The organism is Dyella sp. 01N36 (assembly GCF_056399745.1).
Genome location: NZ_JBFTRY010000032.1, coordinates 1 through 22,393 on the forward strand (window position 1 = coordinate 1; position 22,393 = coordinate 22,393).

The following is a 22,393-nucleotide window of genomic DNA, read 5'->3' on the forward strand; positions in this document are numbered from 1 at the left end:
GGATGGATGGCTCCGTGCATCTGCCATCCACAACCGATGCTGCTTCGACAACCGCAACCCCCGAGCCGTCCAAGCCTGCCGACGATCGCCAGATCATGCAGCACGACACCAACCACATGCACTACAAGGCCACGCGTTTCGAAAAATACTTCCCGCCGCCGAACGAGACCGCCGGTGGTGCAGTCGGCCGTCATATCGGCGATGTGATCAAGGAAGTTGCCAAGAGCGTCTGCGATCCCACCAAGAGCAGCACTGCTACCAACCTGCTCTGCGGCTCACCTCCTCCGCCCGCTTCGTCCATGAATCGCGACGAGCGCCTGAACCTGCCGCCAGCGCCATTGGCCGACAATCCGAATCCCCCCAGGACGCCGCCTCTCTCCAGCTGTATCGACGAATACAAAGCAGGCGAACCGCTGTCGAGCGGCTGCCCCATCAACACGCCTGATCTGGCCTTCAAGGCGGAGATGCGTGAATGCATTGATTTGTACCGTGAGGGCAAGCGGCTCAAGACCTGGTGTCCGCTCGATACGCCTCAGCGCGCGGCGGCTAAGTCGTCGATGCCCGCGGATGCCACCGGCCCTGGCGCGCACTGAAAACGGCCGCCAGAGCCGGGGTCACAATGCACACGGCGACATCAAGGTGTCGGCAGAGCGACTCTCCATGACTCGCCCATGTCCGCTTCACCCCGCACGGGCCCCGCTCGCCACATAGACCACGTTCGTCGCCACTGGTGTGGCTACACTCGATCGCATGAACGTACTTCCGCCCCTTCCCTCGGCGTCCAACCACAGCGGCTATAACGCGACGTTTGCTCCGAAAACCTTGGCAGCATTGTGGGCAGCGTTCTGGCTGCTCATGATCAGCGTCTCCCTCCAGGACGCGCTCCGTAGCCCGCTTATCCGGTGGTGGGAGCCCGTCCTATGGGAGGGGAGTTCAGCACTAGTCGCGACCGCGTGGATGATGCTGGCAGTCCGCGTACGTGGGCGTTATGCGCCCTATCTGGACAGGCCCCTGAGCTGGTTCGCTTGTTATTTGCGATGGTTGCCGCTGGTCGTCATCACGTGGCTGATGGCGGTTTACGCGATACGACACGGCGCGTATGCCCTGGTGGGCCGCACCTACGAGCACCCCGGCTGGGGCTTTGTCGTGGTGTACGAGACCTTCAAGCTGACCATCTTTGCGGGATTGTGGCTGGGAATCTTGTTTGGCATGGACTCCTATGCTCAATGGCAACTCCATCGGCACCGCTTGTTGCAAACACAGAAAGCGTTGGCCGAGGCGCAGCTTGYCCAGCTTCAGGGTCAATTGCGGCCGCACTTCTTGTTCAATGCGCTCAATACCGTCTCTGCCCTGATGTATACCGACGTGRCACGGGCCGACCGGTTGGTGGCAGCGCTCGGAGACCTGCTGCGCATCAGCCTTCGGTCAACCGAAAGCGAGATGACCACGCTTGCAGAAGAACTTCGCACGCTCGAGCTATACGCCAACATCATGGGCGAGCGATTCAGAGATCGCGTGGAGCTGAGCTGGGAAACCGATGAGACGCTGCTCGACGCTCCGGTACCGGCGTTACTGCTGCAACCGCTGCTTGAAAATGTGTTCAAACATGGCGTCGAGCGCACCGTGGCGCGGGTACGTATCCATATCAGTGCACGAGGCGAAAACGGCTCTCTCGAAATCGTTGTGAGCAACTCCGGCTCCCTGCTGGCTCCAGGGCATCGCGATGGGGTTGGTTTTCGCAACTGCCGGGATCGGCTGAGCATCATTTACGGGAACTCGGCATCGCTGCTGGTTCGCAACGAGGGCGCCGGCGTTGCCGCGCGCGTCTTGATCCCCATGACGGGCGCCCTTCCATGATACGCGCCATGATTGCCGACGACGAAGCGCCGGCTCGAGAGAAGCTCGAACGCTGGTTGGCGGATCAACCGGACATGGCCGTGGTTGGATCCGTCGAGGATGGCTTGTCAGCGGCGCACTGCATCGAGCAGTGCCGCCCGGACGTGGCGTTTCTCGATGTCCAGATGCCCACCTTGTCCGGACTCCAGGTGGCGGCGCAGCTCGAACCATCGAGTGCGCCACTGATTGTCTTCGTGACCGCCTTTGACGAGCATGCGGTGAGCGCATTCGACCTCAATGCCGTCGATTACCTGCTCAAGCCCTATGATCAAGACAGGTTCGCACGCACCCTGCAACGCGTCAGGGAGCGGATACATTCCCATCAGACCGGCGCTAGTGCCGTGGCGATGGGACGAGCACGAGCCGCCTCTTGCGAGCGATTGCTGGTGCCCGATCGCGAACGGCTCCAGCTGATCGATGCTGCTTCCGTCGAATGGCTTGAGGCCGACGACAATTATGTTCAAGTGCATACCGCGGGCCGCACTTACTTGTTGCGAAGGACATTGCAGGACTTGCTGTCCCAGCTGGGAGAGCAGCGCTTCGTACGGATCCACAGATCGACGGCGGTGAACCTCGGTTGCATCCAATCGCTCACCCCGCTCTTCAAGGGTGACTACGAAGTCCATCTTCGCAATGGCCGCACTCTTCGGCTAAGCCGACGTTTCCGAGCAGCCTTGTTCGCCCGCATGGGGCGGTAAGGTACCGCTCACCACACCCACATCTCCGTTCGCCCCTGATCAGCAGTCAGTCGATCACTGGTCGATCAGTCTTCCTGCTATCGCCAACACAGGAGGCTGGACACATGCGCAGAACCGACGACTGGAAGCAGCGTTACGATTTTCTGGACTGGCTGAGAGTCCTTGCCATCTTCGTGCTGTTCTTCTTCCACACGGGAATGATCTTCGTCGGCTGGGGCTGGCATATCGTCAACCGCCAGACCCTGCCCTCGCTTGAGTGGCCCATGGACATCGCACATCGCCTGCGCATGCCGCTGCTGTTTGTCATTGCCGGCGCCGGCATGTGGTTCGCGCTTGAACGTCGCACGACAGCGAGGTTTCTGCAGGAGCGGACGATCAAGCTGCTTCTGCCCCTGGTCGTTGGCGTGTTCCTGGTCGTACCGCCGCAGATCTACTACGAGCGACTGCTTCGTGGGCAATGGCACGGGAGCTACCTGGAGTTTTATGCCTCGCGCGTGCTGCAGTTCATTCCCTATCCAGCGGGAGATTTCAGCTGGCATCACCTTTGGTTCATTCTCTATCTTTACTCGTACGTCCTGTTGCTGCTGCCGGCGATGCTCTGGTGGCGGCGAGTCAAGCCTCGCGCAACAGCAGGGGCGTGGTTGTGTTTGCTGGGTCTTCCTCTTGGCATCAACGAAGCTCTGCTGAAACCGTGGTTTCCAGAGACGCATAACCTCGTCAGCGATTGGTACATTTTCAATCACTACTTGCTGCTGACTGCCTATGGCTACGTCATGGCATCTGTGCCCGGCATCTGGAAGTGGCTGTCTGAATTTCGCAAGTGGTCGCTAATCGCAGGACTCGGGTCTTTCATTGCTCTGCTAGCGCTATTCAACACCGGTGTTATCCAACACGGATCGGCGGCCGACGGGATCGGAGCCAACATCTTCACCTGGCTTTGGATAATGGTTTTCCTGGGTTACGGCTATCGTTACCTGTCGTTCGCAAATCCGTTGCTTATCTGGGCGAGAGAGGCCAGCTACCCCATTTACATCCTGCATCAGACGGTGATCGTCGTCATTGGGTACTACGTCATCCCGTACTCGTGGACGCCGTGGATAAAGTATCTCGTGATCCTGGTCCTCAGCATCAGCGCGTGTGTTGCCCTTTACCAGGGATGTATCCGGCGGTTTACGGCTCTGCGTCTCGTCTTCGGAATGAAAGCTCAAGATGGAGGTGCTGGCCTTGGTCCGGCACTGGCGCGGCGTGCGACAGGTGATGATATGCAGTAGGCAACCAGGAAAAGGGGCAGGTTCACTTCTCAGATCGAAGGCGGGATCGAGGTGAACCTGACTTCGTTTTTGGCGTAGTTTTTGGCCGACCCCGCTGCCGTCCATCAAACCTCTGCCAGCTACAGCAGCATCACGCCCCCTTCGCCGGGTAGCGCTATCCACTTTCTTCACTTCTTCTTCGCGAGGATCTCCACCACGCGCCGGCCGGTGGTTGCCAGCCGCGATCTGCTGACGGGGATAGTGCATGACTTTCGCGATCAACCATCCGCTGGTGGTGTTCGTCATCTCCTTTGTTGCCATGTGGATCGCCGCGCACTTGGGCGCATGGTGGTCCCGGCGCCGTCCGCTGGCGGATGGGGAGTCGCACGAGATGTTCAATATCGTGCAAGGTGCCACGCTCACCTTGCTCGGCTTGATCATCGGCTTCAGTTTTTCCATGGCGATCAGCCGTTACGACCAGCGCAAGAACTACGAAGAAGCGGAGGCGAACGCGATCGGTACGGAATACGTGCGGCTGGATCTGCTTGCGCCTGCCGACGCATCGAAGCTGCGGCCGTTGCTGGCGACCTATCTCCAGCATCGCATCACGTTCTACGAAACCACCGATCGCAGCCAGCTGCCCGCCATCACTGCGCGCAAGAATCAGCTGCAGTCGCAGCTTTGGAGTGCGGTGGTCACACCGGCTGGCCAGCAGCCCACGCCGATCACGGCGCTGGTGGTGGCAGGCATGAACGATGTGTTGAATTCGGAAGGCTATACGCAGGCGGCCTGGTGGAATCGCATACCCATCGCAGCATGGATGCTGTTGGGCGCCATCGCGATCGGCTGCAACTTGCTGGTGGGCGTTGGCAGCGGGCGGCGGCCGGCCGAGCCGTTCTTCTTGTTGGTGCTGCCTTTGGTGGTCGCCATCTCGCTGATGCTCATTGCTGACATCGACAGTCCGCGCGGCGGGCTTATTCGCGTGTCCCCGCAAAACCTGGAGGCGCTGAAGGCGTCCCTGCCCGCCGCTTAGGCGTTGGTCATGGCGGGCCTTCGACAGCCAGAACGGTGGCGGAGTCATCTACCTCGCAGTGGTAGAGCGCGGTTTTCGAGTTGAAGTTGGCGGCGAAGGTGAACTGCCTGCCGTGCCCTGCCGGCAGTTCGTCGACTAGGCGCCAGCCGTCGATTTCACCCTGAAGACGCGGGCGAAGCTGCGCTTCGCAGGAGGCGACCTGGCGGTCATGACGCGCCGCCGCTTCGGCCGTTGGCGCATCCGCGGGTTGATGCGAGCGATGCCAACAGGCAGCCGCCATCAAGGCACCGACGACGACAACCGTGAGTATCGTTCGAACGATCCGTCGTTTGGTTCGCCGCTTCATGCGCCGCGCACGTTACACGTCGTCGTTGGCACTGACCGCCATATTTCGCTTGTATGCATTTGCACGGGTGAGGATGGCGATGGCTTCGCGGAAAATCATCGGCACGGCAGGTGGCAATTCGCCTTGCTCGCTGGAGGCCGCGAAGTCGCCTTCGGCACCGGCGATCAGTTCGTCGATCAGGCCGGGCTCTTTCATATCCATGCGTTGAAGCAGGCTGAGGAGGATGTAGGAGCACGCATGGGCCTTGGCGTCTGCCGGTGTGAAGTCGCGAGCCATGGTCGATACCTTTGAGCGCGTGGATAGACGGCTTGGAATGTAGCGCCGAACGGCATCGGGCGGACGACCCACCCCGCGGCGTTTTCGGGCCGGCGGACCGGGACCATGGAATTTCGCGTTAAATATCACCCACATGCAAGCGGCTGGTGCGGCGTCCTGGGCGCCTACGAAGCCATCACGGACAGCCGTTGAGACTGTGCGCGCGTAGCGGGCCACGCTCACTGGGGAGATCGGACCGTTGCAGCACGGCAGGCCGGCGCAGTTGCCGTCCTTCATGGTTCTCTTGCTTTCGGCGACACGAGCCATGCCAACACAGGCAGCGCACAACGAATCCGTCAACCGGCGGTTCCGTTACATCGTCGTCACCCTCTACCTCATGGTGGTGGGGGTGATGGTGTGGCAGTTCACCTTGCAGTGGCGGGGCTATCGGGATGCTCACGAGGCGCAGAAACAATTCAGCGTCGTCCAGGCTGCGCTGCACGCCATGGCGGATGTGTCGAAAGAACGGCGACCTGCTGTTGCCGTACTCATGCTGGAGGAATCCGAAGCAGCCAAGTGGCGCGATGTGCTCGATTCTGCGCGGCGAATGACCGATCGGCAGATGGACGAATTGGGCGCAGCCCTGCGCGACCCCGACTGCGATCAGTGCGCAACGATTGCGCCAGCGTGGGATGGTGTGCGCGCTCAACTCGTGCAGGCGCGGCAGGGACTGGATGCCATGCAACATACCGCCCACTCCGACACAGAGATCGTCAACGGCTTCAACCGCATCGTCAAAGTGATCCCCCGTTTGTCGTCGATTGCGCAAACCGGTGCCACTGGCGTGATTCGTGAGAACGCCGACGTGCAAAGCTATCTGCTGGTGGCGCGGCTGTCGGGCTTGCTGAGGGAACAAGCCGGCCTGGTTGCGCAGCAGTTTGCGCCGGCGCTGGTGAAGCATCGTCCGCTGACCGAACAGGAGGCACTGGAGATCGCTGCCAGCCTGGGCAAGATCGAGCAGCTGCGGCAATTGCTGGTGCCGAGCGTGCGGGTGCTACCGCCCGAACTGCTGCAGGACTATGCCGAACTCGAGCGCCGCTACTACGGCGACGCAGTGGCTCTGCTCAACCAACTGCGTCAGGAGGCAGCTGTTGCCTCGGGCAGCAAGTTCACGCTCATGGAACTTTCTGACCAGTATGGCCCACTGGTAGCGCCGATCGACCGGTTCCGCGACGACGCGCTGACCTTGGCCAGTGACACCATCGACAAGAGCCTGCACCGGCACCTGCTCTACCTGCTCGCCAGCGGCGTCTTGGCCGTTGCCCTCACCGCCCTCTTGGTAGTGATGATCTGGCGCTTCCGCGAGAAGGTCATCCGTCCCTTTGCGGAGGCGCAGCAGTTCATTCTGGCGGTGGCGTCGGGCGACACGGCGGCGGAAATTCCCCGTGGGCATTACGGCAGCGAGGTGCAGGATCTGTTCGCCGCGCTCAACGTGCTCAAGCAGAACGATCTCAAGCGCCATCAGCTGGAGCATGAGCGCAATCGCCTGATCCGCGAATTGCAGACCATGGCCGAAACCGATCCGCTCACCGGCCTGCTCAACCGCCGCGCGTTCGAGAGCCGCGCCCGCGTTCTGCTGGCCGACAAACGCGGCAGCGATCCGCTGGTGGCGCTGATGATGCTGGACATCGATTTCTTCAAGCGCGTCAACGACACCTATGGCCACGAAAGCGGCGACAAGGCACTCGTGGCGCTGGCCACGCTGTGCCGGGAAACCGTGCGTGCGGACGATATCGTGGCGCGCTTCGGCGGCGAGGAGTTCGTGATACTGCTGCGCGTGCAGGCGGCGCAGCACGCTCAGGCGCTGGCAGAGAAGCTATGCAAACAACTGCGCGTGCAGACCGTCACGGCCACCGACGGCCAGCAATTTGGCTTTACCGTCAGTATCGGCATCGCCTTTGCACAGCGCGTGGCCGGGGCCCGGCTGCAAGTGGACGCATTGCTGCGCGAGGCCGACGCCCTGCTCTACCGCGCGAAGTCCAACGGACGCGATCGCATCGAAACGGATCCAGGCTGAGCTCAACGCGGCCCGGTCGATGGATCGTCCGCGTACAGCACCGCCGCCAGCAAGGGCCATCGCTTGAGCGCGGCCAGCCACACGTCTTTGGCCTGGCTGTCGTAATACCGCGCCGGATCCACGCCCTCGACATAGCTGGCATAGGTCTCGATGTCGCTCGGCTTCATCCTGGCATGCGGATCGCGTGGCGCGGCCATTACTTGCCCTCCATCCAGACACCGTCCGGCGTGTGAATCACATAACCGTTGGCCGTGTCCATGGTGACGGTGTTTTCGTTCTCGCCCACCATGCGGGTCTGCGGCAGATCATGCGCGTACTGCTGCAATGCCGGCGCATCGGCCTTGAACGGGCTGTTCGCCACCAGGTTCGACATCAGCTGCGCGAGGGCGAGGTAGCTGGTCGGCGTATCGATGGAAATGGCGTGGCCCGGCGGCTCTTTGCCGGCCGGCAGACCGATCAGTTTCACGCCCACCGGCACATCGATGATGCGCGGCGTGGGAATTTCGCGCAGGCCGGAAATCTGCCCCGCATCACCGCGCAGGGCGGCCCCATGCTCAGGCACGAAAATCACCACGGCTTTGCGACCCGAGTGGGCGATCAAGTCGGTCAGCCGATCGATATCGCCAAGCAGCCGGGTCAGGCGGATGGGATACGACTGCAGGCTGGTGAGATTGCTGTTGGGCAGGCGGTTGCCGTCGTGCATGCTCACGGTGTTGTAATAGAGCGCCACCGGGCCGCCGCCCCTGGTCGCGCGATCCTGATACCACTTCGCGAGCGCGTCGTAATCGTCGACCAGGGACGATCCATCGAATTCCCGCATGAACGGCGGCAGGCCCTCGATCGATTGCGGCTGGATGCCCGGACGGCCAATCTCGCGCTCCACGATGCCGCGGAAATCGTCGAAACGGCCGTTGTGATTCATCAGGTACTCGACGTCATAGCCAGCCGCCGCCAGATCGGCAAACACATGGCATTCCTGGGGAGCGGCGCTATACAGCTCCTGATGTGCGTCCTGTCCACACGAGGCACGAAAAAGCCGAATCGCGGCGGGTCCGCTATAGCTCGCCGCGCTGCTGAATTTCTTGAAGACGTAGTCGAATTTGCCGAACAGCGGGTTGTCACGCATGTTGGCCACGTCCAGGTCGTCCCAGGACAGCGAGCAGATGTGGATGATGATGATGTCAAATTGCGCGGTAGCGTCGGTGCTCATCGGGAAGAACGCAACGCGCCGGCTCTTTTCCGTATGATGGAACGCAGCCAGTTGCTGGTCATAGCTGCCGGTGGAACTGTCCGTACCGGCGTTCGCCGCATCCGCGTCGGCACGCGGATTGACCGCATAGGTCGGCCCGCCGTTGGACTTGGCGATCAGCGTGCCCATGCCCTGCCATAGCGGAAAGACCACGAGTGCCAACAATACGAAGGTGGTCACGCGCACCCAGCGGTTGACGATGGCGTAGATCACCAGCACCAGTATCGGAATGTAAACCATGGCCGGTTTGAACAGGCGGCGGGCCAGCTCCATCATGTACGTCGGCGAGAACGAGGCCAGCGCCRGTATCTGCTTGAGCACGTAACCGATCGGCGGCAGCGTGGATTCGTCGTACAGCAAGGCCGCGCCCGCCAGCACGGCCAGCACTTGCCTGGTCACGCGCTGCCAGCGCTGCTGCAGCGGCACGAGTAGCGCCAGCGCAAACAGCAGGTTGAGCCACCAGACCGGCTGGATGCTGCCTACCGCGGCCAGGTAGAGCGTGGCGATGAAATAAAGATTCCAGATGCCCATGCCTTACTCCATTAGCCCGACCGGCGCGGCCGACGCACGACGGCAGCCTCGACGGCATCCAGGCAGGCATCGAACAAGCGAAGCACGCCCTGGTAACCCATCTCGATCACTTCGACAAAGCTGTGCAACGGCGCATCGGGCACCAGTTCTTCTTCCCAGCGCACCCAGGCATCCGCACGACCAAATGTGCACTGGATCAGTTGCGTCTCCTTCTCATACGACCACTCCTCGAACTTCATGCCGAGGTGTAGACCGCTGTTGCGCGCCACCACTGCGGGGAAGTAGTAGTCGATATCRCCACGCGATAGCGCCACGCCCAGCGGGCTGCCGCGATCCAGTTCCATGGGCTCGGGCAGGATGATGCCCAGGCCGCCGGTCGAATAATTTTCCGTACGGCAGGCGATGGTCTTGCCGTCGGGCAGTACCAGGGTTGCGGGCACGACCAGCGGCACGTGATGGGATACGCGCACTTGCCGAGCCTCTTTCGCCACGCCCACGGCGGCGCCCAGCATCGCCACGTTGAACAAGGCCCACACCATGTTCATCAGCACGGTCGCCGGCTCGTCGCGCTGGGTGGTGAAGATGCGCACGATGCCTGCCACCAGGGCGCACAAGTTGAGCGCCAACAACCACACGTAAGGCTTGGAGGTGGCCCAGTCGAGATACTCCTGCTCGATCAGGCCGCCCTTGGCCGTTACATTGAACTTGCCCTTCTTCGGATTGATGAAGGCCACCGTGGTAGGCAACACCGTGTACCAGGCCAATACCGACTCGTAGACCTCGGCCCAGAACGAATGGCGGTACTGGCCCTGGATGCGCGAGTTGGCCATGCCCGAGACGAACAGGTAGGGCAACACATAAGCCATCACCGACAGCGCATCCGCAGCAAAGACGTGCAGGCCAAAGAACAGAAAGGCGCCTGGCATGCACAGGAAAATCAGCCGCGGAATGCCGTAGAAGAAATGCAGCATGGCGTTGCTGTAGCAGATGCGCTGGAAGAACGTGAGGCCTTTGCGCAACCATGGGTTATCGATGCGAAAGATCTGCGCCATGCCGCGTGCCCAGCGAATGCGTTGGCCGATATGTCCGGACAGGCTCTCCGTGGCCAAACCCGCCGCCTGCACGATGCGCAGATAGGCCGTGCGGTAGCCGCGACGATGCATCTTGAGTGAGGTGTGCGCGTCCTCCGTGACGGTTTCAATGGCGATGCCGCCGACTTCCATCAATGGAGCTCGGCGAATCACTGCGCACGATCCGCAGAAGAAGGTGGCATTCCAGAAATCGTTGCCGTCCTGGATCAAGCCGTAGAACAGGCTACCCTCGTTGGGGATGCGCATGAAAGTGTCGTAGTTGCGCTCGAACGGATCGGGCGAAAAGAAGTGGTGCGGCGTCTGCACCATCGCGCACTTGGGGTCGGCGATGAACTCGCCCATGGTGGTCTGCAGGAAGGAGCGCGTGGGGATATGGTCGCAGTCGAAGATGGCGATGAATTCGCCGCTGGTCATGGACAGCGCGTGATTGATGTTGCCGGCCTTGGCGTAGCGATGTTCTTCACGGGTGAGGTAGCCCACCCCAACCTCGTTGGCAAAGCGATGGAATTGCTCGCGGCTGCCGTCATCGAGCAGGTAGACGCGCAGCTTGTCGTGCGGCCAGTCCATGCTCTTGGCGGCGAGCACCGCAGGACTCACCACGGAAAGCGGCTCGTTGTAGGTGGGGATATACACATCCACCGTGGGCCAGCTGTCGGTGTCGTCGGGCAGCGGCTTGGGCTGGCGGTTCAACGGCCACGCGGTCTGGATGTAGCCGAAGAACAGCACGATCCATGTATAGATTTCCGCCGCAAATAACAGATAGCCGAACAAGGCCTCGACCGGCGTGGCGAAGTTGAGCGTCTGCGTGACGCGCCACCACATGTAGCGTCCCGTCATCAGGATCGACAGCGACACCATCAGCATGGTCGGCCAGCGACCTGGGATCCGCCGCGCCAGGACCATCACCACCAGCACCGCGACAAACAGGCGGAACTGGTCGGCGATGGGCAAGGGCGTGGTCCAGAACCCCACGGCCACCATCAGGGCGAGCAGCAGGATCACCGGCTTGAGATGAGGCACGCGATCCAGTCCGGACGACCAATGATTCACGCGCTCGCCAATGCGGGCCCACGGCACCGACGGAAGCTTTGAAGTCACCGCATGCCCTGCCCGGCCCGCGATGCCATGCACCGGCGCCAGCCAATGACCGAGGCGGCCCAGCAACATCGAACGACGACGTGCGCCGCGATGATGCCGCGCGCTGCGCAGATTGGCGGACAAGCGCACGCGACGGCGATGGGGACGGAAGAAGATCCGTTTGAGCCACGTGCCCATGCCCTCGCCTTCAGCGACAGCGAGCTCGACGCGCAGTCGCCGTGCCAGTCGCTCGGCCCACCAGGCAGGCCAATCGCGTTGGCCCGGCGTGGGCTGACGAAACACCAGCCGCAGCAACCACGTACCGCGGCCTGCCTCGGCATCTACGCCAAGCTGCTGCGCCAGCGTGCGGCGCAAACGCGACAGGACCGAAGTGGCGCCCGGCGTGCTCATGCCGAACCTCCCGCCGCCGTGCCAGGCTGGTAGGCGCGTCGAACCCAGCTCGACAGCCAGGTCGCCAGGCCCTGCATATCGTGCGCTGCCTGCGAATGCGGTGCGCTGTGCACGAAGCTCTCGTTGCGGGCAAGCGCGTCGGGAATGCCGCTGTCGGCATGCACGCGGTAGGTAGAAAGTGACGAGCCCAACGTGTCGCGCAACAAGGCGAGTATGTCGGTGTGCAATTGCGAGGCCGGCGACACGCCATTGGCCACGTACACCGTTTCCTTGCCGAGTGACTTCAGTTCACTGCGCAGGCGCGGCAGCGTGGCGCAGGCCAGCGGTGCGGGTGGCAGGACCACCATCACCAGGTCGGCCGCCGCCATGGCTTGCGCGGCGTAAACGGAAGGCCACGCCGGCGTATCGATGAGGGTCACGCCGTGGCCGGGCAGATCCACCCGAGCCAGCAGATCGCGCAACCAGGCAGGCTGCTCGTGCAGGGCCGCAGACATCGCCGCGCTCGAGGCGAGTGCAGCATCGCCACGCGCGCCACCCCAGGGCAGCCAAAGCACGCCGTCGTCCGTCTGCAGCGCTGCATCGCTCCAGTCATCGTTGCTCGCAAGCACCTGCGAGTGGAGTCCACGCTGGGCCGGCGTACGCAAGCCGCAATAGAACGTGAGCACATTGCGCGGATCACATTCCACCGCCAGTACCGCGTGCCGGCGTTCCGACAGCAAGCCTGCCAGCGACGCGGTGAGCATGGTGCGTCCTGCACCACCAACGGAGGCGATGATGGCAATCGTCTTCATGCCTTCTTTCCCGMGCCGCCCTGGCGCTTGCCGAGTATGACCAGGCCTTCCAGCGGCGGCGGCAATTGGATCTTGCGCCGACGAAGCAAGGACTGGGTGCGCGACCACAAGGAGCCCAGCCGGAAACGCCAGGACAGCCACCATAGCGGCGCAGCCAGTATCAGGCCCAAGATGAAGTACCCCAGGAAGGTGCTCATGCGCGTCTCACCTCCCTGCCTTCAGCGGCAGCGATGCAGGACGTGGTGGACGGCGCATGGTGGCGGCCGCCGCGTTGATCGCCTCCACGCTGCCGAGCAAGGGAAGTCCGGACGGTGCCGCCTCGGTCATGACGCTCTCTGCCGACGATTCGGCGACCGGTGGCGCAGGCGAGGCGATCGGTTCGGGAGGTGCGACCAGGCCGGTGTAATCGGGCGGCGGCAGTTCGGCGATTTCCTCTGCGAGACCATTGAGCGTGGAAATAATGGTTTCGCGGTCACCGCAGCGCAGCTCGCCGCGAAACAGCTCCGATAGCGGCCGCTCGAACACCTTCTCCATGGCCTCGCCAGCGTTCTCCACGTGGCAGGCAAAAAAGAACAGATACAGACTGTCGCCGCTGGCCGTGCACAGATCGCCGGTGCGACGGATGCGGCAGGCCTGCAGCGCATCGATGCCGGCCACGTCCGGCTCCAGCGGCAGCCGCAGCAAGACGTTGGGCAGGCGTATCGGGCGACTGCGCTCCACTGCCTCGCGCACCAATTGGATAAAGCGCTGCGCCGGCACGTAGCCGGTGGTGGAATCGCGCATCGCCGCCGAAAGCGCGCCGAGGTAGTCGTCCGGCACGGGGCGCGAGAACAGCTGCCCTTGCACGCCATCCACCGCGATTTCGACCTGCGCCATCGGCATGCTGCGCGCAATGATGGCGTTGGCGCCCAACGTCAGCATCAGCAACTCGTAGCGGATACTGACGTTGTCTTCGCGGATCAGGATCTTCAGTGCCTTGCCGCATTGGCGGCGCAGGTAGTTCACCTGCCTGGCCAACGAAGCGACGCTTTCGTTGATGCCGTAGTGCAGGATCACCGTGGCCGCCACCGCCCGACTGGCCGCCGATACCAACGCCTCATTGTCCGGCAACACCTGCCAACCCTTGGGCACCACCCGCTCGCGCGCCACCGTGCCCTGGGCCACCATCACCACGCTCTCATCGGGTGCGAGCATGCCGGCCACTTCGCCGCTGGCGGGATCGTCCGGCACCGCGATCAAGCGGTGATCATTGGCCGAAAAGCGCAGCGGAATGGATTCGCTGGCCGATAGTGCCCCGCGATTGTCGCGCCAGAACGCCACCTCCCAACGAAACTCGCCTTGCACATGCACCAGTTGCGCGGCGCCCGCGAACTGGATCTGGAAATCCGTGAGCGGCCGGAAGTCACCGCTCTGCTCCACCAGCGGCGGCAACATCACCAGCAGCACGGTGTGCCGCGTCTGTGCGCACCAGCCTGCCAGTGCAGCACCCTGCCGGATCAGCGCCGCCCGATCCTGCCAGGCAAAACAGGTCGCCACGCCTTCGACCAGAAACTGGCTTGCGGGCGTCGCACATTGCGCGGACAGCGCCTGCAAGGATTCCATCAGCACGTCGCAACCGTCGCGGTTCGGCGGGATCTTCAGACTGCACACATTGGACTTGGGATGCACCGCACCCGGGTGGTCGATATCCATGCCGTGCTGGTGCAGTGCCTGCGCGACATCCTCCGCCGACCGCGTGGAAAGCACGGTCACCGGCGTGAGCAGCGCATGCGCCGCGGTCTTCCAGAACAGCGCGTCGCGTGCCGGCGAGCGACTGGCGTACACCGCGTACACCTGCCCGGTCGCCAGCGCCGACAACGACGACGGCAGGCCTTCGATGGCCAGCGACTGATTCAGTCGCAGCAACGCACGTGGCGTCGCTCGATCGGTCGATTCGTAAGGCGATGGAGGCAGGTTCGTCACGACTCTCGTCCCTAGCGGCAAGGTGATCCCGTCAGTACGTGGAATACGGTTTGACGGGGTTGGGCGGGAACGGCACGGGCAGCCGTTGCTGGTCGAAGAAGTAACGCAGGTAAATCGTGCCAAGGTTGGGCGCGTAATCGCGTGAACGATCGAGCTTGAAGCGCGTGCCGATCACCCAGTGCGGCGTGAGCCGGTATTCCAGCGCCGCTGCCACCGTATAGCTGAAGCCGCCGCCCGAACCGGTGCCGAAATACGGCGAGCCCACATCCGCGGCAGCCATGCGGGCCACCGCCTGCTGTTGGAGATCCGGGCGCGTGGGGAAGTACGGCGCCTCCTCCTCGTTGGTGGAAGAGTTCCCGACCGAGGCCTCCAACTCCCATGACCAGCGCCTGTAACGACCGGTCCAATCCAACGGGATGGAGGCCGAAAAATAGCGGCCGGGGCTGTAATAGCCGCCGTTGCCGAAGGTGTAGAAATGCTGGTTGTTGGCGTAGTGCCAGTAGTTGATCACCAGGCCGCTGGAAAACTGTTGATCGACGCCCACGTAGACCGGCACGTCGATGCCGGTCCGTACTTTGAACTCATGGTTGGTCTCGGTGTTCTCGCCGGTGAGCACGCCAAAGCCAACGGATGCGAACAGCGTCGTGCGGCCCAGATCCTGTGCGCCGCGCACGGTGAAACCGCTGCGCACCACGCCGCCCCAGGCCTCGCCGGTAACCGGATCGCGCGCTCCGGCATACGACACCAGGCTGCTGGTCACCGGACGGCGCGACACATCCAGCGTCACCGATGCATCGTAGAAATCGTGGCGATAGAGAAATCCGCCGAGGATGCTGTTGACGGTGAAACCGATCGGCGTACTGCCGATGTCGGCGCGCCAGCTGTTGCTCGCACCGTTGAAGTCGTAGCCGGCCGCCAGCGCGACACCCTTGTCGGTCTGATCCAGGGGGCGCAGCCCGGCATTGCCAAGCGCGGCGATCTTGCCGAACTCGAAGGCAGGATCGAACCGGTCCGCCGGCAAGGTGCCAGCATTGAGCAGGACCGTGTCGGCATGGAAAAAGTAGTGCCCTGTATAGCCATCTGGAAGACGCAGGTAAACCGGAATTTCCGTGGCATCCAGGCGCGACATGCCGCTGCTGCCCGATTCATTGGACTGCAGCACACCGGTGGCCACCTGCCCCTGCCGGCGATCGTCCAGACCCTGCAAGGCACGCTGCGCCGAGGTGAGTCCGTCGTCCGGGCTGGGGGTTTCGCCCTCGGCCTGCTCCTGCGTCAACGCCGTGCGGTACAGCTGGGCTGCTTCGTCGTAGTGACCTTGCGACTGTTCAATGCGACCCGACTGCAGGGTGACATCGGAGCGATCGGTATACGGCTGCCGCAAGGGATCGACCACGGCGCGCGCCTGCTCGTTGCGGCCCAGGGCGGTGTAACGGCGCGCGATGGCCAGACGCGTATCGACATCGTCCGGCGGGGTATCGGCCAGCACCTCGTCGACCATGGCCAACGCGGCCTTGCGATGCCCCATGCGCTCTTCCATGCGCGCGATGGTGAGTCGCGCGTCGGCATCGCCAGGATAATCCACCAAGACTTTGCGGGCATAAGCTTGCGCGCCGCGATAATCGCGATGGGCCTCGCGTAAATCGGCCTGGGCAAGCAGCCAGCGCTTTTCCTGCTTGCTGTGTTCGGGTACGTCGTCCAGCGTGCGGTCGGCTCCCGCGAGATCGCCTGCATCGATCTGCCGCGCGGCCTTGCGCATGGACAAGCGCAGCAGCTGGTCGTCGAACTGCGCCTGCTGTTCGGGCGTGACTCCGGGGCGTGATCGCGCATCGGCAATCCACCTGCGCCACTCCTCGTCACGATTGGCTGCACCAAGCAGCTCGCCATAACGCAGGCGCACGCCGACGGCGGGATCGTTAGGGTGCGCATCCAGCCAATCGTGCACCAACTTCAAGCCTTTGTCGGGCTCGCCCAGGCTGATCCACTCTCGTCCGACGCTCGCGAGCATTTGAGGATCATGGCGCACGTACAGCGCAATCCGGTCCAGCAGCGCTCGCGCCTCCTCTTGACGACCTTGAGCTTCAAGCTGATGTACTTCGCGCRGGTCTCGTTGCGCCTTGAGGTTGGCCGCGAGTTCGCGCATGCCGTCGGAACGCTCGCTCGCTGGCACCTGGGCAAGCACGCTGCTGGCGGTGTCGATATCGTCAAGCGAATTGAGATAGAGCGCGCTGGCGTAGCGCATGTCGGGTGCGGGCGCCACGCGCAGGCCGTCTTCCATCACCGAACGACCCAAGGCGGGCAGACCCAGGTCGCGATATTGGCGGGCCAGCGTGTAGCGCAGCCAGGCATTCTTGGGCGTCAGGCGTACAGCATCTTCCAGCTTCAATACGGCTGCGCCGCTTTTACCGTCGGCAATCAGCTGATCCGCTTCGATGGACAGCAGTTGCGCGCGCAGGGTGATCATGGCGTCGCTGGAACCGTTATAGCGCTGCTCCACCTGCGCGATGAGTGGCGTGAGCTCTTGCGTGCGATGCGTGGCGATCAACACCTTGGCCAACAATTCCAGCGCATCGACGTCCGGCTGCTCCGCCTCCACCATCGGGCGCAGCACTGCCTCGGCTTGAGCCCATTTCTCTTGCGCGATCAGCGAGGTCGCCAGCACCTTCTTGGCATCGCTCTGGTTGGGCTGCTGGCGCAGCGCCTCGCGGGCGAGGGTTTCGCCCTGCTCCGGGTGCCCCTGATCGTTGGCCGCACGCGCCTTGGACAGGGTGCCCCAGAACGTCGCCGTGGCCATCAGGCTGCGCCATTTGCCGGCGTTGTCCGGATCGAGCTGAAGCGCTCGCGCGAACAAGGCACGCGCTTCGTCGTGCTTGCCTTCGCGCATCTTGGCCAGGCCTTGCTCACCAACCGCTTCGCCTTGGCGAGAGGTGGAGGAGCGCACCGGTGCAGAGGACGTCGTCGACGTTTCGCTGGACGGCGCTGCACCCTTCGGCGGCGGCACGTAGCTGGCGCCGCCCTTCTTGGCCAGCGCAGCGAGCGCTGCCTTGGCGCTGTCGTCGTTGGGCACTTCCTTGAGGTAGCGCTGATACCACACGTAGTACGCGGGATCATCGCTGCCGGCACTGTTGAGCGCGCGTCGCCACAGTTCCAGGGCTTGCGGACGGTTGGCATCCTGCCGCTGGTAGAGGCGATAGATGATGTCCAGGCCTTCCAGTCGCGTCGACGCGCGATCGGTCAGCATGTCTGCCAGCGTCATGGCCAGGCCCAGATCATCGGGATCCTGCCGCACACGTTCGCGCAGTTCATTCAAGGCCTTGTCGCGCTGGCCTGCCGCGGACATCGCGCGATAGTAATCGCCAGCCAGCGATCCATTGGGCGCACCGCGCGGAAACAGCGCCTGCATCTGCTGCCACGCTTCTTGCGACTGGCCGGCGTGCATCGCCAGGCGCGCCTTCGCCAGCGCGGTCTTGTCGGTGGTCGCAAGACGATAGGCATCCGCCAATTCGAGCGTGGCCGGATGCCTGGGATAAAGCGCCTGCAGCCGCTGCARCATCTTTGCCGCTTCAGCAGGTCGATTGGAGCTGAGCTCGATCTGCCCCATCAAGGCCAGCGCGTCCGGCTGGGCGGGATCGACCAGCAGGGCTTTCTCCACGATGCCGCGCGCCATATCCGGACGATTCTTGGCCTGCCATACGCGCGCTGAATCGAGCAGCTGTTTCATCGCCGGACTGGGTGCGCCCGCCGTGGTCTGCGCCAACGCCAGCGACGGCATGGCGCCACCGGCAACCAGCAGCGCGATGGCAGGTGCGAACAAATGATTCAGTGCGCTGCGGGACACGTCGAGGTCCAGGCAGGAACGACTGCGCCGTTCGCATCGAAGCGGTACAAGCCATCGAGATGGCCAAGACCGAACAAGGTCAGCACCTGGCTGTAATAGCCAAGCGGCGACTGCGCGGCGAGTGTGCGCGTGCGTTGCACCTGCGCTTGCGCGAGCTCGTTGCGGCCAAGAGCAGCGAGATACGGCGCCACCGCGGCGGAAAAACCGGCATTGCCTTCGTTGCTGGCTGCGACGCCGGTTTGCGTGTCCACGCGCTCAGGCGGAAAACCATGCGCGGCGACGAATTCAGCCAGCGGGCGGAACGTGTCGAGCACCGCGGCACGCTCCGGCGCATCCGGCGCCAGCAGTCCGGCCCACAGATACACACGTATCGCGTTGTACGCGCTTTCAGCCTTGCTGGCCGGATCTGCGACAAAGCCCTGGTCGCGCTTGTACATCACCCAATCGGGGGAGAAGCCATGCGGCGCCGTGCCGGTGACCAGCCTGGTCGAGCTGTCGAGGATGGCCTTCCATTCCGTTTGCTGCGGCAACGCACTCACCAGATGGCGCATCACCTGCAGCGGGACATAACTGGGATTGAGTCGCCACACGTCGTCCTGCGGATGAAAACCCGCGGGACCGGGCAATACGGTGCGGCCGAGTCCTGGCAACACCGCCGTTTCCTTCGCCACGATGGCCTGAGCCAGCACCGTACCCAACGCTGTATAGCTGCGCTCGTGCCACAGGCGCCCCGCTTCGAGCAGCGTATAGGCGATCCAGATATCGGCATCGGAGGCTGCATTGCCGTCGAGCACGCCCCAGACCTGGGCGGCATCCTTCTTTGTTTGGCGCCCCCACTGCCAGGCCGGCAGATGCCTGGTCAGATCGCCTTGCGCGAGGTTGTTCTGGGTCCAGTTGAGCACGCGATCAAACGTTGCCCGATCATTCGCCACCAGCGCGAAGAACAGCGCATACGCCTGCCCCTCGGACACGGTGACCTGTTCGGGCGTGCTTGCATCGACCACGCGGCCGTCGGCACTGAGCGTGCCCTGCTTGAAGTGCTCCCAGTCCGGCCATGCGCAGGATGCAGCCTGTACATGGCTGGAGGCGAAGGTCACGCCGACCACCAGCAGCGCGCGTAGCAACGGAATCGAGGCGCGGCGCATGGATCACCGCTCAAGTCGATGTGCGGCGAGCCGACCCAGCGCCCAGAACACGGTGAGTGCCACGAACAGGCCCGCAAGTATGCCGGCCAGCGCCATCAAGGCCGGATATCGGGAAATATGTATCCACAGCCAGGCGTACCACGGCAGATGTCCCACGTAATAGGTATCGCCCACGCTAAGGCCCACCACCACTTTCTGCCGCACCACGGTGAGGTCACCGCGTACCTCGCCCAGCTTGGTGTCGTCGCCGAGCACGTCGAGCAGATCACCCAGGCGATCGGACGCATTGGCCGCCAGCGCCACCACGCTCMGGCCCTTGGTGTACGGCGACTGGAAACCCACGAAGGCGGCGGTCGGTCCATTCACGCTCATCGCAGCGCGCGCCACCGGGCCCTGCCCTTGGGGGCGATCAGTGAGTTCACGCACGGACAAATCGTTCTCGCTGCGTTCGATCAGCATGGGCAAGCCCTTGCCCCACTTCGCCATCAGCTCCCCGGCGGTACCTGTGCCGATTACCAGAAGATCGCGATCGCGCACCGATTCCACCGCGCCGGCAGGCACCACCGATACACGCAGGGCCGGCAGTCCGCTCCAGCGTCCGAGCTGTCCGAGCATGGTGAACAGTGCTTCCTGTTCGTGCGCGTCTGGCGCATCGGGAATCACCACGGCCGTATCGGCCATATCCGCCATGCGCGTAAACGGGAACCCGCTGGTGGCGAAGAACGCCAGGTTCGGCATCGCCGTGTAGTGCACGAACTGGCTGAAGTCGACGTTCGAATCGGGATCCACTGCCGCACGTGCGCTGTCGGTAGCCGCGGTAACGCACAGCCCGGTCTTCTGCGAATCCATGTGGAACTGGAACTGGAACTGATTGGTACTGCCGATGCGCAGCGCCGGCACGCGAATCTCTTCCGCACCGCGCGCCTCGGAACTGGACAGCAGAGGCACGTTGAATTGCCTCTCGACGCCGGAAGGATCGGCCGGGCGCAAGCGAAGCGAGCGCAGCAACTGATCGTTGACGCCGATATTGAGCACCGAGTCGTTGTAGTTGGACGGCGCCGTGTATCGGTAGTGCACGTTCAACGGCACGCTGCGGCGCGCCCACGCAAACAGATCGGGCGGCAGGCGCATGTCGACGCGGATCGGCTGCGGATTGAAGCCGGCCGCTTCGAGCTGCGCCGGATCGGTGACCAGTTCCTTGAAGCTGACCGGGCGATCCACCGGCGCCCAGTTCGGCGCATCGTACGGTCGACGCTCCGGCCCCAGATCCACCGACTTCACGATGGCCTGGTCACCGGACATGCCCACCTGGCCAAGCACCAGCGCATTGGCCGCTTCCTGCAACTCCTTGGTGTCGCGCCCGGCCAGCACCAGCAGCTTGCGACCTGACTGCGGCGGGCTGGCCGGATTGGCCATCACGATGACCGTGGGACCTTTGATATCGCCCAGCTTCACGCCCTCAGGCATCGCGTTGGGCAGGGCGAAGGCGATGGCATGCCCATCCGTCGGCGGCGTCTGCGCCACCGGGAAGCGTGCACCGCGCCAGCCGGCCAACGCGCCGAACCATGACGACACCACGCCTGCCGCACGCAGCGTCTGCGCATCGGCATGTGCGGGCAGCAGGAAGGGAACCACCAACGGCCGGTTGTCACGGCGATCGAAGAAAGGCGCCGGCAGCAAGGCGAGGCTGTTGGGCAGCCCGATTTCCGAGGTAGTGAGCGTGAGCGTGGTATCGGGGCTGATGTCGGTCCACAACGAGGTGTGATACGGGTCCTCGCAGTGATCGAGCGAGTAGTGCGCAATCATCTGCACACCGATACGGTTGAAGTCGGTGAACAGGCGCGGATCGAGCACGACATCTTTGCTCACCGTCTGCCCCGCCTGCTCCTTGTCCAAGGGCAGCGTGGCGACCACCTCGCCGTTGAGGAACACCTTGAGGTGCGAGAGCGAATAGATCAGCGACGGCGAATAGGTGTAGACCAACCGCAGTTTCGCGCCAGTCACCACCTCGTCGTTGCGCACGGCCACATTCAAGGTGCCGTTGGGGTCCTGCCCGCGCAGTTTGATGGCGCCGTAGACGCCCATCTGTTTCAACGTAAGGTCGCGGGCCACCCCGGCGGGTGCCACTTGCGCCGAGGCGTCGCTGCTGGGCGCCGAAGTCGCGGGAGCTGGCTGCGCGACGCCGTGCGCTGCGTCCTGGAGGGGCTGCGCATCGGCGCTCGCCACCATCCAGCCTCCCACCAGCAGTAAACCCCAACAAACATGACGTAGCTGCCGCATGGAATGTCGCCCTGGGTCAGTGACGGAACGTCGGAAACGGGCTGGCTGATCAGGCAATCCCCGTCCCCTGCGCTGCTGCCTCTACCAACGAACCCACACGATCCGCGGAAACCGATTGGCCAACGCCAATGAACCCTGCCCTCTACGGCGTCTCCACACTCATGCCCCTGCTGACGATGGCTTGCTCCGCATGGGCGGCATCCACGATCAGGTGCTGACCAGCATTCCGTGGAGCATGTGCGCAACGCATGAAATCGGGCCCTTCGACCGGTTTCGCGCGCTGGCACAGCGGCACCTCGTCACTCGGCAGAGACGATTAAAGAAACCGGCATAAAAGAAACGTGAATAGTCACACGAAGCACAACCTGGCAGCGTCGAAGTGTGCGGCCTTGCATGAACCTGCGAATTCCCTGGCGCGGCGCAGCAGTTTCCGGTGACTACATCCGAAAGGCCGTAGCGTCGATCG

17 protein-coding genes are annotated in these 22,393 nt (G+C 63.4%); 6 read left to right on the forward strand and 11 right to left on the reverse strand.

What is annotated here, in order from left to right:
- Positions 1-14: 14 nt before the first annotated feature.
- From AC1DMG_RS08850 to AC1DMG_RS08870, 5 genes are all read left to right on the forward strand, one after another.
- The gene (locus AC1DMG_RS08850) at positions 15-593 is read left to right on the forward strand and encodes a hypothetical protein (protein ID WP_477180417.1); all 579 of its coding nucleotides are present in this window, start codon (positions 15-17) and stop codon (positions 591-593) included.
- A gap of 157 nt (positions 594-750) precedes the next feature.
- Entirely contained in the window at positions 751-1,857 is a 1,107-nt protein-coding gene (locus tag AC1DMG_RS08855; protein WP_477180418.1) for a sensor histidine kinase, read from the forward strand.
- A gap of 8 nt (positions 1,858-1,865) precedes the next feature.
- Positions 1,866-2,594 carry a LytR/AlgR family response regulator transcription factor gene (locus AC1DMG_RS08860; RefSeq protein ID WP_477178197.1) on the forward strand — a complete coding sequence of 243 codons (729 nt, stop codon included), beginning with the start codon at positions 1,866-1,868 and terminating at the stop codon, positions 2,592-2,594.
- Between the two features lie 104 nt (positions 2,595-2,698).
- Positions 2,699-3,865 carry an acyltransferase family protein gene (locus tag AC1DMG_RS08865; RefSeq protein ID WP_477178198.1) on the forward strand — a complete coding sequence of 389 codons (1,167 nt, stop codon included), beginning with the start codon at positions 2,699-2,701 and terminating at the stop codon, positions 3,863-3,865.
- A 244-nt stretch (positions 3,866-4,109) separates the two neighbouring features.
- Entirely contained in the window at positions 4,110-4,877 is a 768-nt protein-coding gene (locus tag AC1DMG_RS08870) for a bestrophin-like domain (RefSeq protein WP_477178199.1), read from the forward strand.
- A gap of 7 nt (positions 4,878-4,884) precedes the next feature.
- Here the strand turns inward: AC1DMG_RS08870 and AC1DMG_RS08875 are convergent, their stop codons facing one another.
- Both AC1DMG_RS08875 and AC1DMG_RS08880 read right to left on the reverse strand, forming a co-directional pair.
- Positions 4,885-5,223, reverse strand: coding sequence for a hypothetical protein (locus AC1DMG_RS08875; protein WP_477178200.1), 339 nt, complete (start codon positions 5,221-5,223; stop codon positions 4,885-4,887).
- Positions 5,224-5,235: 12 nt separating this feature from the next.
- Positions 5,236-5,775: a hypothetical protein gene (locus AC1DMG_RS08880; RefSeq protein ID WP_477180419.1), complete on the reverse strand. Its 540-nt coding sequence runs from the start codon at positions 5,773-5,775 to the stop codon at positions 5,236-5,238.
- Positions 5,776-5,803: 28 nt separating this feature from the next.
- Here AC1DMG_RS08880 and AC1DMG_RS08885 point away from each other — a divergent pair, with 28 nt between their 5' ends.
- Positions 5,804-7,555: a GGDEF domain-containing protein gene (locus tag AC1DMG_RS08885; protein ID WP_477178201.1), complete on the forward strand. Its 1,752-nt coding sequence runs from the start codon at positions 5,804-5,806 to the stop codon at positions 7,553-7,555.
- A 2-nt stretch (positions 7,556-7,557) separates the two neighbouring features.
- Here the strand turns inward: AC1DMG_RS08885 and AC1DMG_RS08890 are convergent, their stop codons facing one another.
- The 9 genes from AC1DMG_RS08890 to bcsB are packed head-to-tail and all read right to left on the reverse strand — an operon-like array spanning position 7,558 to position 21,927.
- Entirely contained in the window at positions 7,558-7,752 is a 195-nt protein-coding gene (locus AC1DMG_RS08890) for a hypothetical protein (protein ID WP_046970283.1), read from the reverse strand.
- Complete coding sequence (gene bcsG, locus AC1DMG_RS08895; protein WP_477180420.1) at positions 7,752-9,335, reverse strand: cellulose biosynthesis protein BcsG; 1,584 nt, start codon at positions 9,333-9,335, stop codon at positions 7,752-7,754. The genes AC1DMG_RS08890 and bcsG overlap by 1 nt, the downstream gene beginning before the upstream one ends.
- Positions 9,336-9,346: 11 nt before the next feature.
- On the reverse strand, positions 9,347-11,914 hold the full coding sequence (gene bcsA / locus AC1DMG_RS08900) for a UDP-forming cellulose synthase catalytic subunit (RefSeq protein WP_477180421.1): 2,568 nt from the start codon (positions 11,912-11,914) through the stop codon (positions 9,347-9,349).
- Positions 11,911-12,705 (reverse strand): cellulose biosynthesis protein BcsQ, encoded by a 795-nt coding sequence (bcsQ, locus tag AC1DMG_RS08905; protein WP_477178204.1) that lies wholly within the window; start codon positions 12,703-12,705, stop codon positions 11,911-11,913. The genes bcsA and bcsQ overlap by 4 nt, the downstream gene beginning before the upstream one ends.
- Positions 12,702-12,902 carry a hypothetical protein gene (locus tag AC1DMG_RS08910; RefSeq protein ID WP_477180422.1) on the reverse strand — a complete coding sequence of 67 codons (201 nt, stop codon included), beginning with the start codon at positions 12,900-12,902 and terminating at the stop codon, positions 12,702-12,704. Before AC1DMG_RS08910 ends, bcsQ begins: the two co-directional genes overlap by 4 nt.
- Positions 12,903-12,909: 7 nt before the next feature.
- The gene (bcsE, locus tag AC1DMG_RS08915) at positions 12,910-14,667 is read right to left on the reverse strand and encodes a cellulose biosynthesis protein BcsE (RefSeq protein WP_477178205.1); all 1,758 of its coding nucleotides are present in this window, start codon (positions 14,665-14,667) and stop codon (positions 12,910-12,912) included.
- 31 nt (positions 14,668-14,698) lie between these two features.
- Positions 14,699-18,502 (reverse strand): cellulose synthase subunit BcsC-related outer membrane protein, encoded by a 3,804-nt coding sequence (locus AC1DMG_RS08920; protein ID WP_477180423.1) that lies wholly within the window; start codon positions 18,500-18,502, stop codon positions 14,699-14,701.
- Positions 18,484-19,647 (reverse strand): cellulose synthase complex periplasmic endoglucanase BcsZ, encoded by a 1,164-nt coding sequence (gene bcsZ, locus AC1DMG_RS08925; RefSeq protein ID WP_477178207.1) that lies wholly within the window; start codon positions 19,645-19,647, stop codon positions 18,484-18,486. Before bcsZ ends, AC1DMG_RS08920 begins: the two co-directional genes overlap by 19 nt.
- A gap of 3 nt (positions 19,648-19,650) precedes the next feature.
- Positions 19,651-21,927 carry a cellulose biosynthesis cyclic di-GMP-binding regulatory protein BcsB gene (bcsB, locus tag AC1DMG_RS08930; protein ID WP_477180424.1) on the reverse strand — a complete coding sequence of 759 codons (2,277 nt, stop codon included), beginning with the start codon at positions 21,925-21,927 and terminating at the stop codon, positions 19,651-19,653.
- Positions 21,928-22,393 lie beyond the last annotated feature (466 nt).

Excerpts from the sequence above, each read along its gene's own strand:
- AC1DMG_RS08860 (WP_477178197.1), top strand. The coding sequence starts at position 1,866 with ATGATTGCCGACGACGAAGCGCCGGCTCGAGAGAAGCTCGAACGCTGG.
- AC1DMG_RS08865 (WP_477178198.1), top strand. The coding sequence starts at position 2,699 with ATGCGCAGAACCGACGACTGGAAGCAGCGTTACGATTTTCTGGACTGG.
- AC1DMG_RS08870 (WP_477178199.1), top strand. The coding sequence starts at position 4,110 with ATGACTTTCGCGATCAACCATCCGCTGGTGGTGTTCGTCATCTCCTTT.
- AC1DMG_RS08875 (WP_477178200.1), bottom strand. The coding sequence starts at position 5,223 with ATGAAGCGGCGAACCAAACGACGGATCGTTCGAACGATACTCACGGTT.
- AC1DMG_RS08880 (WP_477180419.1), bottom strand. The coding sequence starts at position 5,775 with ATGAAGGACGGCAACTGCGCCGGCCTGCCGTGCTGCAACGGTCCGATC.
- AC1DMG_RS08885 (WP_477178201.1), top strand. The coding sequence starts at position 5,804 with ATGCCAACACAGGCAGCGCACAACGAATCCGTCAACCGGCGGTTCCGT.
- AC1DMG_RS08890 (WP_046970283.1), bottom strand. The coding sequence starts at position 7,752 with ATGGCCGCGCCACGCGATCCGCATGCCAGGATGAAGCCGAGCGACATC.
- bcsQ (WP_477178204.1), bottom strand. The coding sequence starts at position 12,705 with ATGAAGACGATTGCCATCATCGCCTCCGTTGGTGGTGCAGGACGCACC.
- bcsZ (WP_477178207.1), bottom strand. The coding sequence starts at position 19,647 with ATGCGCCGCGCCTCGATTCCGTTGCTACGCGCGCTGCTGGTGGTCGGC.